This is a genomic window from Streptomyces sp. NPDC034103 (assembly GCF_055575395.1).
Genome location: NZ_JBVISS010000010.1, coordinates 425,152 through 438,835, shown reverse-complemented (window position 1 = coordinate 438,835; position 13,684 = coordinate 425,152). Strand labels below are relative to the sequence as shown.

Here is a 13,684-nt window from a genome sequence, read left to right as displayed (position 1 = left end):
CCTGCGCCTCGGTCAACGGGCCGCCCGTGTCCAGGAGCGCGCGCAGCTGTCCGGCTTCGGCACCGGCGGCATGGAGCGCCGCTACGACCGGAAGGGTCTTCTTGCGGGCTGCGAGGTCAGTGCCGACGGGCTTGCCGGTGCGGCGGCTGTCTCCCCAGATGCCGAGGACGTCGTCGGCGATCTGGAAGGCAACTCCCGCGTGGCGGCCGAACCGCTCCAGCGCCTCGACCACGGCCGGGGGAGCGCCAGCGAGGGTGGCTGCCAGCTCGCAGGCAGCACCGGTCAGGGCTCCAGTCTTCCCTTCTGCCATCTTCAGGTACGCGTCCACCGTGACCTGCTGATCGTCTTCGAAGGCAAGGTCGCTGCCCTGGCCGCGCACGAGCGCGTTCATCATCCGCACGCACACTCCCATGGACGCCGCGCTGCCGCTGTCGGCCAGCACACCGAGCGCGAGCGTCAACAGCGCGTCGCCGGTCAGCAACGCCGCCGGAACGCCGTAGACGACCCAGGCCGCGGCGCGGCCGCGCCGGGTGCGGTCGCCGTCCATGATGTCGTCGTGCAGCAAGCCGGTGAGCCTTGAGCCATCGGGTGCAGTCGGTTGCCACGGCGCCCAGGAAAGGCCGCTGCCCCAACTCGTCTGCGACGGAGTATGCCCGACCCGCCGACCCATCATCAGGCATCGGGCACCGCCATCCGGGCCGTACCCGGGAGGGCGGTCGCCAGCACGTCGGAGGCGCCGACGACGAGCTGTAAACCTGCGTGACGCATCATCCAGAGCTTTCCAGGAACTAGGCAGGTGGGAACTTTTTGAACCGGCCCAAGACGATCACGAGCACTGTGCGCTTACACGTCCGTTGGGACCCGATCCCTCGAACGGGGGAAACGTCATCAGCCCTTTGGCGTAATGCGCGTACCGGCGATCCTTGGCGGGTCGGGATCCGTGTCGATCACGGCGTGTGGCTGACGGTCGCGATCAGCTCTCTGGCATGGTCCTTGAGGGCCCTGCAGAGGCCGGCGGAGGGGATGGGTTGTTCTTGCGATTCCCAGCGTCGGAGGAGGGACGACCGCGAACGTCCAGCGGGAAGGGATCTTCTCGGTCGGGAACTTCGGGAACCGTTCGCTCATGTACTGGTACATCAACCGGTGTCTGGCGGCCAGGCTCAGGCGGGCGCGTTCGCCGCACTCGGCCTTGACCGCGACGATCGCCTCACGGACCTACTCGGTGACGCTGCGATGGCCACTGCGGCGCCGGGTCCAGTGTCCGTCCGCGCAGGCCAGCAGGAGACTGTCGCCCGCGAGTCCCGACAGACGCACCAACGTCCGGAAACTGAGGTGCTGCAGCCCGAGCCGGACGGCCTCCGGACGGGGCATCGCCCTCATCTCCGCCGCCTTCGCGTACCGACGCTGGGTCAGCGTCGTGCGGCCCGGGTCGTAGTTCGCTCGGGGCTCGCCCGGCAGGGCCCGGGCCGGGTGCCCCTCCCGGAAACCCGTCTCGACTTCCAGCACATGAGCGGCCCGCAGCCGGGCCCGCTCCAGCTGGTCATCGGTCAGGTCGGCCAGAGTCCTGGGCTGCCGGACGACCGGCGCCGGCCGCTCCGGCGCTTCGGCCGCCGGCAGGAGCCGCAGGTCGGCGTGGTTGATGAGCCAGCGGAACGAGCGGGTCTCAGCATGGCCGCCACCATCGAGGAGCACGAGCCGGCCGAGCTGGCCGTGGACCTGCTCGACCGTCCACTCGACACCGTTGAGTGCGACCCGCCTGCCCGGCGCGATCTGCAGAAACGCCCTCGCCGCCATCACACCCCCCAGATCAGCGAGCTGTCACGCAAGGGACTGCCCAGATCAACTCCGAGCTCGCGCTGCCAGAGCAGCCGGACGATGTTGGCCCGGCCGACGGCAGGCACGCTGGTCGCGTCCGCCAGCGCGGAGAACGTCATCACGCGGCCTTCCCGGCCGCCGATGATCGTCAGTAGCTGGTCCCGCATGCCCAGCAGATCCCTCACCGGCCGACGACGCGACGACAAGTGGTCAAGGACGCTCCAGACGTGCGGGCGCCAGCCCGCGACCACCGAGTACCGCCAGCCGCACGCAGCCGCCATCTCCCTGGTCGCGGCGAACTTCAGCGCGTCCTCGTCCTTGATCAGTCCGATCGGGCGCACGTCCAGCAGCCACATCTGCCGCCGATCACGGCCAAGTAGTTCGGGATGTGCCAGGACGACCCGCCCTTGTGCGCAAAGTCCAGCCGGAACGGCTGCGAGAGCACTTCCGACGCCCCCACGAAGTCCAGCGCGACCAGCAGCCGCACTTCCTCCAGCGACTCGAAGCCGTACCCCCTGCCCGTGGACGCCATCACCTCCAGGCCGGGCCGGTGTCGCTGCTTCGCCCGCCAGGTGAACCCCCGCATCGGCCGCGACGACAGCACCGGAACATGAGCCATGTCGCGGATCGGCCAGCAGACCTCGCCGGCACCCACCCGCCACGTCGAACTCCACCGACAAATCCAGCCATCCGCGAGATCGAGTTGATCCCGAAATGCGGCATCCCCGCTGTACCCCGCGACAAGCTCGTCGAGGCGACTTGAGTCCGACCGGATCCCTGCCCTGGGTAACTCGCTCACTCACCCAGAGCATCACCACCCGCATGGCGACAAGTCCCGATCTTCGGAACCGACCACAACACAGCGCTACCGAAGCAAGATCCGCCAACTACTGCGCTCGTCCGCCAAGTAAAGATCTCGATCGCACCCGGCGTGCCGATGTGTCGCGTCGCGGCAGGAGTGGGGGAGACCGTGGAGCCCGGAAGACATGAGTTCGGCGGCGTCGGGCGGATCCGGTGACCAGCGACCGTGAGCTCGCACGGCAATGGGAGGACACGCGCCGTCGCCTGCGCTTCGGGCAGCGCTTCAAGGGCACGGTGGTCCTGGTGCCCAGGCCGGGCACCATCGGGGTCTTCGTCGACATCGGACTCGCCGTCAGCGGCTTCGTCGACGTGATCCTGCTCCCTGAACACGGCGAGTCGTGGCCGACAGTGGGCACCGAGTCCGAGTTCGAGGTCTGGTGGGTCGATGAGCGGCCCCAGGTCCGGTTGAAGCCGGTGGATCCGCGGTTCCTGCGGGAGGACTTCGCCGACTACCTCAGCCGCTGGCGCCCGGGGTGGCCCCAGGAGCAGGGGCTTCCGGTCCTGGCCGCCGACGTGCCGCCCACGGAAACCGGAGCCGCCGGCTGAGGTGGTTCGAAGCCGTCTGCTCCGGCCCGAACGGACCCCGCATCCGCCGGCCTCCGGCACGAGGGCGCGAACGCCCGGAACACGCCTCGGCCGCCTTCGAGTGTCGCTGGGACTCCCGCAAGGCGGCCAGGGTCGTTCGGGCGCCGCCGTCAGCAGGGCTGGGGGATGCCGTTGCCGATGCGGGTGGGGACCGGGTCGGTCTCGCTGTAGATGTCCGTGTCCTTCATCCAGCCCCACTTGCCGTTGTCCGCCATGGTGAACAACCAGCGGTACGGGTGCGGGCCGCCGACGTAGGCGCCGCTGTCCCTACGGCACTCGAACCAGCTCGGGTTGGAGTACATGACGCCGACCGGAGTGCTGGTGTCGGGGGTGGCGTAGACCGTGGCGCCGGAGACGTTGTTGCAGTACATGCGCATGCCGCCGTCGCCCCACCAGCACGGATTGGCCGCCTCGGCGGTGCCTGTGAAGACGGTGCCCAGAGCGGTCAGTGCCATGCCGGCGACGAGGCCCGAGATCGTGCGCGCGGATGATTTCAAGGTGTTCCCCCTGTGGTGAAGTCGGTGGCGTGCGGTCAGCACGGACGCACCGAGTTGGTCTCGCTGTAGATGTCCGTGTCCTTCATCCAGCCGTACTCGCCGTTGTCCGCCTTGGTGAACAGCCAGCGGTACGGGTGCGGACCACCCACGTGCGGCCCGTTGTCGCGACGGCAGATGAACCAGCTGTGGGTGCTGTACATCGGACCGACGATCCGGTCCGGGATGGGATAGCCGTCGATCTCCCGTGCGTCGTAGACCGGTGCGCCGGCCACGTTGTCGCACCAGTAGTAGCCGCTGCCGTCGGGACCGGTGCAGTTGTTGGCCGCCGCGGCGGTCCCCGCGCCCGCGAGGCCCGTACCAGTGGTGACGGCCGCCAGCAGCAGGGCGGTAAGAGTTCCCCGTACGCGCATCGAGCGCTCCTTCACGATGGATCGTCCGGAAGCGGCGCGCGCTGACGCGTCTCCCGGGAGTTGTCGGCCTTATGCGTCGAAGACCTTGAAGTAGGCGATGTCGTCGTTCGCCCGGTCGCCCACGTACGACGTGGCGTAACCGTAGTAATAGAAGGTGGTCCGGCCGTCGTTGAGGACGGCCTGCTGCCCGTCGCAGTTGTTGTACGTCCGGAACGACGAGATCATGTAGCGCGAAAGCCCGGTGTCCAGCAGATAACCGTCGCTGTCACAGGGGCCGTAGTCCCCGTACACATGGGTCACGTCGCCGCCGAACCCGGCGTGCTGGTACCAGCTCATGAGCAGCGTCCCGGCGCTGCTGCGGGTCGCCGCGGTCTTGTCGTCGGAACAGGTCCGGCTCTTCACGCGGGAGGCCTTTTCGCCGGGCTTCACCCGTTCCACCACCACGGTGCAGTACCTGCCCTGCGATGTGTCCGAGGCCTCGGCCGAGGCCGACACCGGCGAGGCGAGTCCGACGAGACCCATCAGCGAGGCGGCCAGCGTGAGCGTGGCTGCCGTTCGGGTGCGCAGATGCATGGGGCTCTCCTTGCGGCTGGGACGGCAGAGGGCTTTCGAGATCGAAAGGCTAGGGGAATGCGGGCCGCGGCGGTCCTGACAGGTGTCAGGGATCCCGAGCCGGCGGGATGCGGGGCCGGACCGACGATCGGTACGCGGCAGCGCGTGCTGTCGCCCCTCGAACCCGCGGGACAGCGGCCCGTGTCGGCGAACCCGCCTGAACGGTGCTGCCGCGGTTCGATCGCCTGACCGGCGCTTTTCCCCAATCCCTGGAGCGGTGCCGCTGTTCATTACCTGGTCGGGCGTTTTCCTGCCCCGGATAACGGTGTTGAGGCTTTCTGGAGGGCTGCTAGACAGGGAGCCCAGCCGAATTCGACAGGCAGGGACAGGCGTTGTGATCTCGCTTAGTGTGACTCCCGCGTTTACTGATCCGCTTTCCTGAATGCTGCGGAGCGCGCGACGGAAAAGGGAGCGATGGAGAATGTCGAATTCACGTAAGGGCCTCACGAGATGGGCGCTCGCACTGTCAGCGGGCGTCGTTGCCGCACCCCTGGCGACCGCCGGGCCTGCCGGTGCCGCGACGGCCGGGACCGATGACCTCTCGCAGGTGACGGTCAAGGTGGTGGCGTCGGGGTTGAAGAACCCCCGGGACGTCACCGCGCTGAGCGACGGCAGCCTGCTCGTGGCGGAGTCGGGCGAGGGACTGCCGGGCTGCCCCGTGGGCCAGGTGTGCGTGGGCAAGACGGGCGCTATCTACAAGGTCAAGGGTTCGTGGCAGGGCCGTGTCGTGACGGGCCTGACGTCCTTCGGCCCGGGTGCCGCGCCGGGGGCCGCGGTACAGGCCCTGGGTCCGGCGAGCGTCCTGCCCGATCCGTACGGCGGGTACCTGGTTCTGAACTCGGGCGGTTTCGACAGCAACGGCCGCGCCGCGCTGGGGCCGGAGGCCAAGACGCTGGGCACGCTGATGCGCACCCGTGACGGTTCCATCGTCGCGGACTACGTCGATCACGAGACGCGGCTGAACCCCGATGGCCGCGAGCCGTACGCCAACCCGTGGAAGGTGCTGCGCAGCGGCAGCAGCTACCTGACCACCGACGCGGGCGCCAACACCGTGCTGCGCACCACGGGCGGCACCACGACCACCGAGTTCGTGATGCCGACGAACGAGAACGATCGCGACGGCGTGCCCACCGGCATCGCCCGCGCCGCCGACGGCACGACCTACGTCGCGGGCCTGGGCGTCTACGAGGGGCAGTCGCGGATCTACAAGGTCGGCCCCAACGGCCTTGAGCTGTGGGTCGACGGTCTGACCAACGTGGTGGACCTCGCGGTCGCCCCGAACGGCGACCTGATCGCTCTGACGTACACCCCGGGCTACCTCGAGGACCCGCCGCAGCCGAGCAAGGTCCTCAAGATCAACCCCGCCACCAAGGCGGTCACCGAGATACCGACCGGCGACCGGCTCATCATGGGCACGGGTCTCGACGTCAACCGGGACGGGAAGATCTTCATCGTCAACAACGCCCGTGGCACGAGCGGCGAACTGCTGAGCCTGACGTACTGACACCCTCCGGCGGCGTCGCCGGTACGTGTCTCCTCCTTCACCCCGACGTGCGAACGCCCGTCATGAGCGGCCCCGCCGGTGACACCCACACCGGCGGGGCCGCTCACGCATCCGTGCGACGGCGCCTGGTCACGCCACCGCGGTACCCTCCAGCTCGACCATCTGGCCAGGGACCGCCAGCCGTGTCACCCCGAGCATCGTGGTGGTCGGGGCCACCGCGGCAGCGCCCAACCGAGCTGCCAGCTCGCCGTAGTGCTGGAAGAGCAGGTCGACGTCGGTCGTATAGACGTTCAGCCGCACCAGATTGGCGAGAGTCATCCCCGCCTCGGCGAGCACGGCCTCCAGGTTGTCGACGCCCAGCCTCAACTGCGCCGCCATGTCCCCCTCGTGCTGTGGTCTGCCGTCCTCGCTCATCGCGGTCTGGCCCGAGATGTACAGGGTTCGTGTGTGCCCGGAGACGACCTCACCCTGGTTGAAGCCCAACTCCACCGACCACTGCACCGGGTTGACGGCCGTTCGCTCCATTACCGCATCAGCTCCATTCGATTCATCTGGAGTACGTACGTCCATGGGCTCGCTGTGCACCCGCCTCGACGTCGCGCTGACGAGCCTCCCAACAAATCACGACACCCTTGGTCACGTATTCCGTTAGTGTTTTTCGCATGCGCGCCGACCGGCTGGTCTCTTTGGTGTTGCTGCTGCGTCAGCGCGGCCGGCTGACCGCGGACACGCTCGCCCGTGAGCTGGAGGTGTCCACTCGCACCGTGCTGCGCGACATCGAGGCGCTGTCCGCGGCCGGAGTCCCGGTCTACGCCGAACGCGGCCGACACGGCGGGTTCGTGTTGTCGCCCGGTTTCCGCACCGAGCTCACCGGGCTCAACCACGACGAGGCCCTTGCCCTGTTGACCGCGGGAACGGGGCGTGGCCAGCAGGCGTTCGGCCTCGGCTCGGCGCTCGCCTCGGCCATGCGGAAGGTGGTCGACGCGCTGCCCGAACCCCACCGGGCCACCGCGAGCGATGCGGCCCAGCGATTCCTCGTCGACCCGGACACCGACCTGCTCTCCCGCCGGGTGGTCACCAAGGAGGTACCCGACAGCACCATGGTCGAGGTCCGGCGCGCGGTGCTCGCCGGACACAGACTGCGCATCCACTACGCGGCCACGGGCCAGGCACCGCAGTGGCGCACGGTGGAGCCGATCGGCCTGGTCACCGTCCGCGGCCGGAGCTATCTGCTGGCCACGAGATCCGGCGCGGACCGCACCTACCGGCTGTCGCGGATGCTGGCCGCGGAGGAACTCCCCGAACCGGCGCAACGGCCGAACCGGGTGGACCTGGACCGGATCTGGCGGGAACGCTCCGCGCAGTTCCTCGGCGGCGATCACATCACCGTGCAGGTGCGGGTCGATCCGGCCCGGCGAGAGGACCTCCTGGACACCGCACTCGCCGTCCGAGCCGAAGAGCCCGACGCAGAAGGCCGGTTGCGTCTGGAGCTGAGTTTCCAGGACGCGCGACACGCCGAATGGGCCCTGTGGCAGCTCGGTACGGACGCCGAAGCCCTCACCCCGCCGTCGCTGCGTGCCGCCCTGCGCGACCGTGCCGCCGCGATCGTCGCCCGCTACGCGGACTCGGGCCGCAACGACCGCTGACTGGCGAGAGCGCCAGGGCACGGGGCAGGGCCGAGGGGCTGACCTGGGGCGGGAGTGCGGCTGTCCCGAGGCCTACGGTGTCGAGAACAGGCCGGGCCCCGACGGTGAAGGGCCGTCGGCGCGGACGCCGTTGGTGACCCGCAGGAACTCCAGCTTTTCGGCATCGGCCGTACCGGCGGCCACCGTGTAGACGACGAGCCGGATGTCGCTGCCGGGGACGGTGAGGACGTCGCAGTCGCAGACGACCTCCCCGACCTGGGGATGCTGGATGGTCTTGCGGGACGAGACGTGCGGGCCGACCGCGCCCTCGTCCCACAGGCGCGTGAACTCCGCGCTGGTGGACCGCAGTTCGTCGACGAGGTCGTTCAGTGCGCGGTCGTGGGGATAGGTGAGGAGAGCCGTGCGCAGATCGGCGACGAGGGCGGAATTCAGGGCGTGGCCGTCCTGGAGCACCGGCCAGGCCGCGAGCCCCGAGGATCCCGCGGCGAAGACCGCTCGCACGAGGTTGCGCTCCAGGTGTGTCCGCCCGCTGGGGTCGCCCAGCAGTGCTGCCCATGCGGGAGTCCAGGAGAGCAGTGTCCAGTCGGCACTGAACACACCCACGGGGTAGTCGCCGAGACGAGCGAGCATCCGCTGGACCCCCGCCGGAACATGTGTGGAGATCGTCCCCTCCTGCGGAGGGAGGAGACCGGCCAGGCGGTAGGCGTAATCGCGTTCGAGGGGCTGCAGCTGAAGCGCCCTGGCCAGACTCGCGACGACCTGTGCCGAAGGGCTCGTGGCGCGCCCCTGCTCCAGTCGCACCACGTAGTCGACGGACAACCCCGCCAGCTCGGCCAGTTCCTCGCGCCGCAACCCCACCGCACGCCGTCCGGGCCGCGCAGGCCGTCCGACATCGAGGGGGGAAAGCCGGTCGCGCCAGCGGCGCAGAGCCGTGCCAAGGGTTTCGTCCACCCGCCCATTGTGTCCGCCGGGCAGCCGTTGTGCCTGGTACTGGCAGTCCTACCGTCGCAGGGGGCACTGGTTGTCGCCCGGCCGCGGGCCGAGAGTGAGACGCATGACGACAACATTCATCACAGGAGCCAACAAGTCCCTCGGGTACGAGACCGCCCGTCGCCTGATCGAGGCCGGGCACACCGTCCTCGTCGGTGCACGTGATCCGGAGCGAGGCAGGGCGGCCGCCGACGCACTCGGTGCCCGTTTCGTGCGGATCGATGTGACGGACGACGCGTCCGTGGCCGCGGCCGCCGCCGATGTGAGGGCCCGAGAGGGTGGCATCGACGTCCTGATCAACAACGCCGGAGCCCTCGGGACGCACAACCCCGCCGACCAGATCACGGCCGCTGACGCCGACGAGGTGTTCGCGGTCAACGTCGTGGGGATCGTGCGGGTGACCCACGCGTTCCTGCCGTTGCTGCGCGAGTCCGCGAACCCGGTCATCGTCAATGTGTCCAGCGGCATGGGGTCCTTCGGTGCCACCCATGACGCGGGGCGCGTCGAAGGCCGGGTGCTCGCGCCGCTCTACACGGCGTCGAAGGCCGCCGTGACCATGTTGACCACGCAGTACGCGAAGGCGTGGCCGGACGTGAAGGTGAACGCGGCCGACCCGGGCTACACCGCGACCGACTTCAACGGGCACAGCGGCCCGCAGACGGTGACCGAGGGGACCGACGCGATCGTCGCGCTCGCCACCATCGGGCCGGACGGCCCGACCGGCGCCTTCCGCGACCGTCACGGTGAGATGCCCTGGTGATCCGTCCCGGACCGGCGCCCCGCCCGAGCTGCGGGAGCCGCCAGTACCCGTTGCCATGGTGCCTTCGACGCGCCCCCCTCACGGGTGGCGCCCGAAGGCCCCATGTCGCTGCCGCCATGTCACCGTTCCGGCGCCGCGGTCCGCGCCGGGCGCAGCTCGTCCAGCCGTGCGAGGTGGGCAGTCGCGGCATCGGCGATGTCCGCGGCGAGGTCCTTCGCCTTGCCCGCCCGGCCCTGGGCCCGCTCGCCGGTGCAGAGGGTGCGGGACTGGGTGAGGTGAGCCCGCAGCGCCTCGGTGAGGATCTGGTCGAACGCCGCGCCGGTCGTACCCCGGGCCCGCTCGATCGTGTCGAGACGGACCATGCCCGGCATGTTGTGTCCCTCGTGAGGGCGGGAGTCGGGCGCGCCCGAGAGGTCCAGCAGTTCGCGCAGGCCTCGCAGCTCCTCACGCAGTCGCGAGCCGGTGCCGGCCGCCAGTGCCGTCACCTCTGTGTCCGCGGCGCGCGAGGGAGCCAGGTCGGTCAGGAGCTGCGCACGCTCGTCCATGGGAATCATCAACTGGATCCATGCGATGTCGGTGGCGTTGAAGGACGCGGTCGGCGATGCGCCGTGCGTCGGCGACGTGCTGGTTGCCGGCTGAGTGCCGCAGCCGGCAACCAGCAGCGTGATGGCCGCGGCGCACGCCAGACGCAGCGTCAGAAGGTGCCGGCGGAGTTGCACTTGGCCTTCTGGGTGATGCAGTCCTTCACACGCTGTCCTTGAGCGGCGTTGTCCCACGCGTTGAAGAAGTCACCGTGGATGGACGACGCCATGCCGGAGGCCAGCCGGAAGCCTGCGGTGCTGCCGCTGGTCGGATAGCTGACCACGAAGGAGAGGTTGGGTATGGCCACGGGATAGGCGCCGCTGCACTTTCCGTCGTAGGTGTAGGCCACGTGTGACTTGTGGTCGGGGCTGTCGAGGTTCTTGCCGTCCCAGCAGTCGGGGAAGACGAGTTGGTGGGTGAGATGGGCTTTGGGCGCGCAGACGGGCCAGTTGCCGTCGGCGCTGCGGCCGATCTCACCGCCTTCGCCGGCGCACCAGTACTGACCGGGCGACCCGGGCGGGGTGGGCGCCTGCGCCTTGGCGTCGCCGGCGATCATGCGGAACCCCTGCGGGAAGGGCACGGTCACCGAGGGGTCGGGCAGCCGGGAGCCGTAGTAGACGATCATGCCTTCGGCCTCGACCGCCCTGTCACCCTCGTACAGGGTGGGGATCCAGTACGCCGAGAGGTCCTTGGCGGGGGTGCAGCTGGTCGGCGTGTTGGCGAGCAACGACTGGGTCGTGGAGAAGGCGTCGGTGCTCTTGTTGCCGAAGAAGCTGTGCATGTGGGACCCGCCGGGAAGGCCCGGCAGGACGATGGGGTCGTCCGGCTTCGAGTGGCTGTAGGCGCAGGTGGCGTTGAACTCCGGGACCCGGACCACGCCCGCGGGCACGGGGGCCGGCGTCATCGCTCGGAACTGCGCCAGCTGTGCGTCCCACGTGGCTTGGTCGACGGGGACCCATCCGGGAGTCGTGCTGTCTCCCGCGCCCACGAAGGAGAACCAGTTGATGTTGACGAAGTCACCCGGTGCTGTGCCGCGCAGCACCGCGAACACCGTCTGCGCACCCGTGGGGTGGGTGGTGACGTCGGTGGTGCGCGTGACCCAGTTCTGCCAACCGCCGGTCGGAGAGGTCTGGATGACGGCGAGCAGTGGTCCGTTCAGGCTGGTGGTGCGCAGCTCCACCGTGCCCGAACCCACGGCGGACGCGATCCGGGCGGACACCGTGAGCCGACCGGCCGGACCGAGGTCGACGTTGTCGAAGCGCATCCAGTCGCCATCGGCGAGGAACGCGGCGTTCTGGCCGCCTCCGGAGTCCGCGGTCGCCTCCAACCCGACGCCTGACTGGGCGGCGTAGGACTCGGCCTGGACGGTGACGTTGGCGGCTCGCGCCGGCTGGGCCGAGACGGTCAGGCCCAGCGCGGCGGCCAGGACGACCACCAAGGCGCCTGCCAACAGCGTGTACAGATGGACGGGATATCTGCGCATCTCACTCCTCACGAACATCGGGGGTGCGGGGACGAGCCATCGGGATCTCAGGCAGAGGGCAGGGGTGGAGCACCGGCGGAAGAGCGTGACCGCGGGGTGGTCACGGGTGCCCCGGGCCGCTTCGGGGGGCGGGCGGAGCGGCCCGGGAGTCTCACGGAGGCCTCGGCGGACGAGGCGGCTACTGGTAGACCCGCACGTAGTCGACGAGCATCTTGGCGGGGAAGGGCGTGCCGGCGTCGGTCGGGCCCGGCCAGTCCCCGCCGACCGCCAGGTTGAGGATCATGTAGTGCGGGTGGTCGAAGATCCACGGCCCGCGGGTCTGCTCGACCTGCTCCTTGTCCAGGGTGAACACGGTCCGGCCATCCAGGCGGTAGGTGATGCCCCGGCTGTTCCAGTCGGCGGTCCAGGTGTGGAAGTCGTCGGAGAAGTCGGCGTCGCCGGGCAGCCGGTACGGGGCCCCGATGCCGCCTCCGCCGTTGTACGCGGGAGCGTGGACGGTCGAGTACGCGGTCTTCACGTCCTTGCCCAGGATTTCCATGATGTCGATCTCGCCGTTGTACGGCCACGGCCGGCCGGTCAGGAAGTCGGCGCCCATCATCCAGAACGCGGGCCACAGTCCGTTGCCCTTGGGCACCTTGACGCGGGCCTCGACGCGCCCGTAGGTGAACTGGAACGTCGCGCCGGTGTTCATCCGCGCCGAGGTGTACTGGCAGGTGGTGCTGCCGCTCAGCGGGTCACGCGGACAGGATGTCCCGGCGGTGGCTTCCTTGCGCGCCTCCATCACCAGGTGACCGGCCCCGTCCAGTGCGGCGTTGCGGTGGTCGGTGTAGTACTCCAACTCGTTGTTCGGCCCGGTGCCGGGGTCGGCCTTCCACTTCGAGGCGTCGGGCCTGGTACCCGCCGTGCCCTCGAATTCGTCGCTCCACACCAGCCGGGGCGGGTCCGCGGGATCGCTCGGCAGGGGAGGAGCCGGTATCGGGTCGCCGCCGGTGCCGTACACCTGGAACTCCCACAGCGAGTAGCCGTAAGGGGTGCCACGCTCGGTGCCGTACATGCGCACATGACGGCCGGTGCCGGAGACGGCCAGGGTCTGCTTGAAGCCCGTGCCGGACGTCGTCGAGTAGATCGGCGTCCAGTCGGATCCGTTGGACGAGACCTGGATCTGGAAGGACTTGGCGTACGCGGGATCCCACTGCAGGACGACCTTGTCGATCTGCGCCGTCGCCCCGAGGTCGACGGAGATCCAGCCCGGATCGGTCCACCCCGTGGTGGAGCTCGTGGCCCAGCGGGAGGCCGGATCGCGGTCGAAGGCCCTGGCCGGGGTGCACTCCCAGCAGTTCTGGTCGCTCTGGGAGGAAGAGGCCGCGCCCGTCCTGCCGTAGGAGAGGAGTCTGCTGGTGTCGCCGGCGCCGGCCGTGCCGTAGACCTGGAACTCCCACAGGGAGTAGCCGTATGCGGTGGCCCGCTGGGTGCCGTACATGCGCACGTAGCGGCCGGTGCCGGCCACCGTCAGGCTCTGGGTGCCTCCTGTGCCGCTCGCGGTCTCGTGGACGGTGGTCCAACTCTGGGCGTCGGTCGACACCTCGATCCTGAACGCCTTGGCGTACGCGGCTTCCCAGTTGAGGGCGACCCGGGTGATCCGGGAGCTCGCGCCGAGGTCGATCTGGATCCACTGCGGGTCGGCGAACGCGCTGGACCATCGGGTCCCGGGATCGCCGTCGACGGCACTCCGAGCGCTGAAGACGGCCTCGGTGCTCGATGCGGTGGCGGACTTCCCCTGGGAGAGCAGGACTTCAGCCGCCTGGGCGGAAGGAGTGGGCAGAGCGACGAAAGCGAGCAGGGAGGCGGCGACGGCCCAGAGTAAGCCGAAGCGACGCAAAATCGTGTGCACGGGCGACTCCTCAGACGGGGGTGGAGGTGAGGGAGCGCTCCCTGAGGG

The 13,684-nt window shown here is 69.6% G+C and carries 16 protein-coding genes; 4 read left to right on the top strand and 12 right to left on the bottom strand.

Going from position 1 to position 13,684, the window contains the following annotated elements; translation table 11 throughout:
- The 4 genes from ACZ56U_RS24470 to ACZ56U_RS24455 all read right to left on the bottom strand — a co-directional run.
- Positions 1 to 565, bottom strand: a 565-nt coding sequence (locus ACZ56U_RS24470) for a polyprenyl synthetase family protein (RefSeq protein WP_469086120.1), incomplete at its 3' end; no start/stop codon positions are given.
- A 650-nt stretch (positions 566 to 1,215) separates the two neighbouring features.
- Complete coding sequence (locus tag ACZ56U_RS24465; protein WP_469086119.1) at positions 1,216 to 1,794, bottom strand: hypothetical protein; 579 nt, start codon at positions 1,792 to 1,794, stop codon at positions 1,216 to 1,218.
- On the bottom strand, positions 1,794 to 2,171 hold the full coding sequence (locus ACZ56U_RS24460) for a hypothetical protein (RefSeq protein WP_469086118.1): 378 nt from the start codon (positions 2,169 to 2,171) through the stop codon (positions 1,794 to 1,796). Before ACZ56U_RS24460 ends, ACZ56U_RS24465 begins: the two co-directional genes overlap by 1 nt.
- On the bottom strand, positions 2,138 to 2,434 hold the full coding sequence (locus ACZ56U_RS24455) for a hypothetical protein (RefSeq protein WP_469086117.1): 297 nt from the start codon (positions 2,432 to 2,434) through the stop codon (positions 2,138 to 2,140). Before ACZ56U_RS24455 ends, ACZ56U_RS24460 begins: the two co-directional genes overlap by 34 nt.
- 395 nt (positions 2,435 to 2,829) lie before the next feature.
- Between ACZ56U_RS24455 and ACZ56U_RS24450 the strand changes: the two genes are divergently transcribed.
- A complete protein-coding gene (locus ACZ56U_RS24450) occupies positions 2,830 to 3,222 on the top strand; it encodes a hypothetical protein (protein WP_469086116.1) in 393 nt (130 codons plus the stop codon).
- A 149-nt stretch (positions 3,223 to 3,371) separates the two neighbouring features.
- On the opposite strand, the gene ACZ56U_RS24445 is transcribed toward ACZ56U_RS24450, so the two are convergent.
- The 3 genes from ACZ56U_RS24445 to ACZ56U_RS24435 form a co-directional block, all read right to left on the bottom strand.
- The gene (locus ACZ56U_RS24445) at positions 3,372 to 3,758 is read right to left on the bottom strand and encodes a hypothetical protein (protein WP_469086115.1); all 387 of its coding nucleotides are present in this window, start codon (positions 3,756 to 3,758) and stop codon (positions 3,372 to 3,374) included.
- Positions 3,759 to 3,793: 35 nt separating this feature from the next.
- Positions 3,794 to 4,168: a hypothetical protein gene (locus tag ACZ56U_RS24440; RefSeq protein ID WP_469086114.1), complete on the bottom strand. Its 375-nt coding sequence runs from the start codon at positions 4,166 to 4,168 to the stop codon at positions 3,794 to 3,796.
- A gap of 69 nt (positions 4,169 to 4,237) precedes the next feature.
- Positions 4,238 to 4,741 carry a hypothetical protein gene (locus tag ACZ56U_RS24435; protein WP_469086113.1) on the bottom strand — a complete coding sequence of 168 codons (504 nt, stop codon included), beginning with the start codon at positions 4,739 to 4,741 and terminating at the stop codon, positions 4,238 to 4,240.
- 460 nt (positions 4,742 to 5,201) lie between these two features.
- On the opposite strand from ACZ56U_RS24435, the gene ACZ56U_RS24430 reads away from it, so the two are divergent.
- Positions 5,202 to 6,284: a ScyD/ScyE family protein gene (locus ACZ56U_RS24430; protein WP_469086112.1), complete on the top strand. Its 1,083-nt coding sequence runs from the start codon at positions 5,202 to 5,204 to the stop codon at positions 6,282 to 6,284.
- A gap of 129 nt (positions 6,285 to 6,413) precedes the next feature.
- Here the strand turns inward: ACZ56U_RS24430 and ACZ56U_RS24425 are convergent, their stop codons facing one another.
- Complete coding sequence (locus tag ACZ56U_RS24425; protein ID WP_469086111.1) at positions 6,414 to 6,809, bottom strand: RidA family protein; 396 nt, start codon at positions 6,807 to 6,809, stop codon at positions 6,414 to 6,416.
- A 137-nt stretch (positions 6,810 to 6,946) separates the two neighbouring features.
- On the opposite strand from ACZ56U_RS24425, the gene ACZ56U_RS24420 reads away from it, so the two are divergent.
- Positions 6,947 to 7,930, top strand: coding sequence for a helix-turn-helix transcriptional regulator (locus ACZ56U_RS24420; RefSeq protein ID WP_469086110.1), 984 nt, complete (start codon positions 6,947 to 6,949; stop codon positions 7,928 to 7,930).
- Positions 7,931 to 8,002: 72 nt separating this feature from the next.
- On the opposite strand, the gene ACZ56U_RS24415 is transcribed toward ACZ56U_RS24420, so the two are convergent.
- Complete coding sequence (locus tag ACZ56U_RS24415) at positions 8,003 to 8,881, bottom strand: helix-turn-helix transcriptional regulator (RefSeq protein WP_469086109.1); 879 nt, start codon at positions 8,879 to 8,881, stop codon at positions 8,003 to 8,005.
- Positions 8,882 to 8,984: 103 nt separating this feature from the next.
- On the opposite strand from ACZ56U_RS24415, the gene ACZ56U_RS24410 reads away from it, so the two are divergent.
- Positions 8,985 to 9,680 carry an SDR family NAD(P)-dependent oxidoreductase gene (locus tag ACZ56U_RS24410; RefSeq protein WP_469086108.1) on the top strand — a complete coding sequence of 232 codons (696 nt, stop codon included), beginning with the start codon at positions 8,985 to 8,987 and terminating at the stop codon, positions 9,678 to 9,680.
- 119 nt (positions 9,681 to 9,799) lie between these two features.
- Here the strand turns inward: ACZ56U_RS24410 and ACZ56U_RS24405 are convergent, their stop codons facing one another.
- The 3 genes from ACZ56U_RS24405 to ACZ56U_RS24395 all read right to left on the bottom strand — a co-directional run bounded on the left by ACZ56U_RS24405 (position 9,800) and on the right by ACZ56U_RS24395 (position 13,636).
- Complete coding sequence (locus ACZ56U_RS24405) at positions 9,800 to 10,225, bottom strand: DUF305 domain-containing protein (protein ID WP_469086107.1); 426 nt, start codon at positions 10,223 to 10,225, stop codon at positions 9,800 to 9,802.
- Positions 10,226 to 10,374: 149 nt separating this feature from the next.
- The gene (locus ACZ56U_RS24400) at positions 10,375 to 11,745 is read right to left on the bottom strand and encodes a DUF1996 domain-containing protein (RefSeq protein WP_469086106.1); all 1,371 of its coding nucleotides are present in this window, start codon (positions 11,743 to 11,745) and stop codon (positions 10,375 to 10,377) included.
- Between the two features lie 178 nt (positions 11,746 to 11,923).
- On the bottom strand, positions 11,924 to 13,636 hold the full coding sequence (locus ACZ56U_RS24395) for a discoidin domain-containing protein (RefSeq protein WP_469086105.1): 1,713 nt from the start codon (positions 13,634 to 13,636) through the stop codon (positions 11,924 to 11,926).
- Between the last annotated feature and the right edge of the window lie 48 nt (positions 13,637 to 13,684).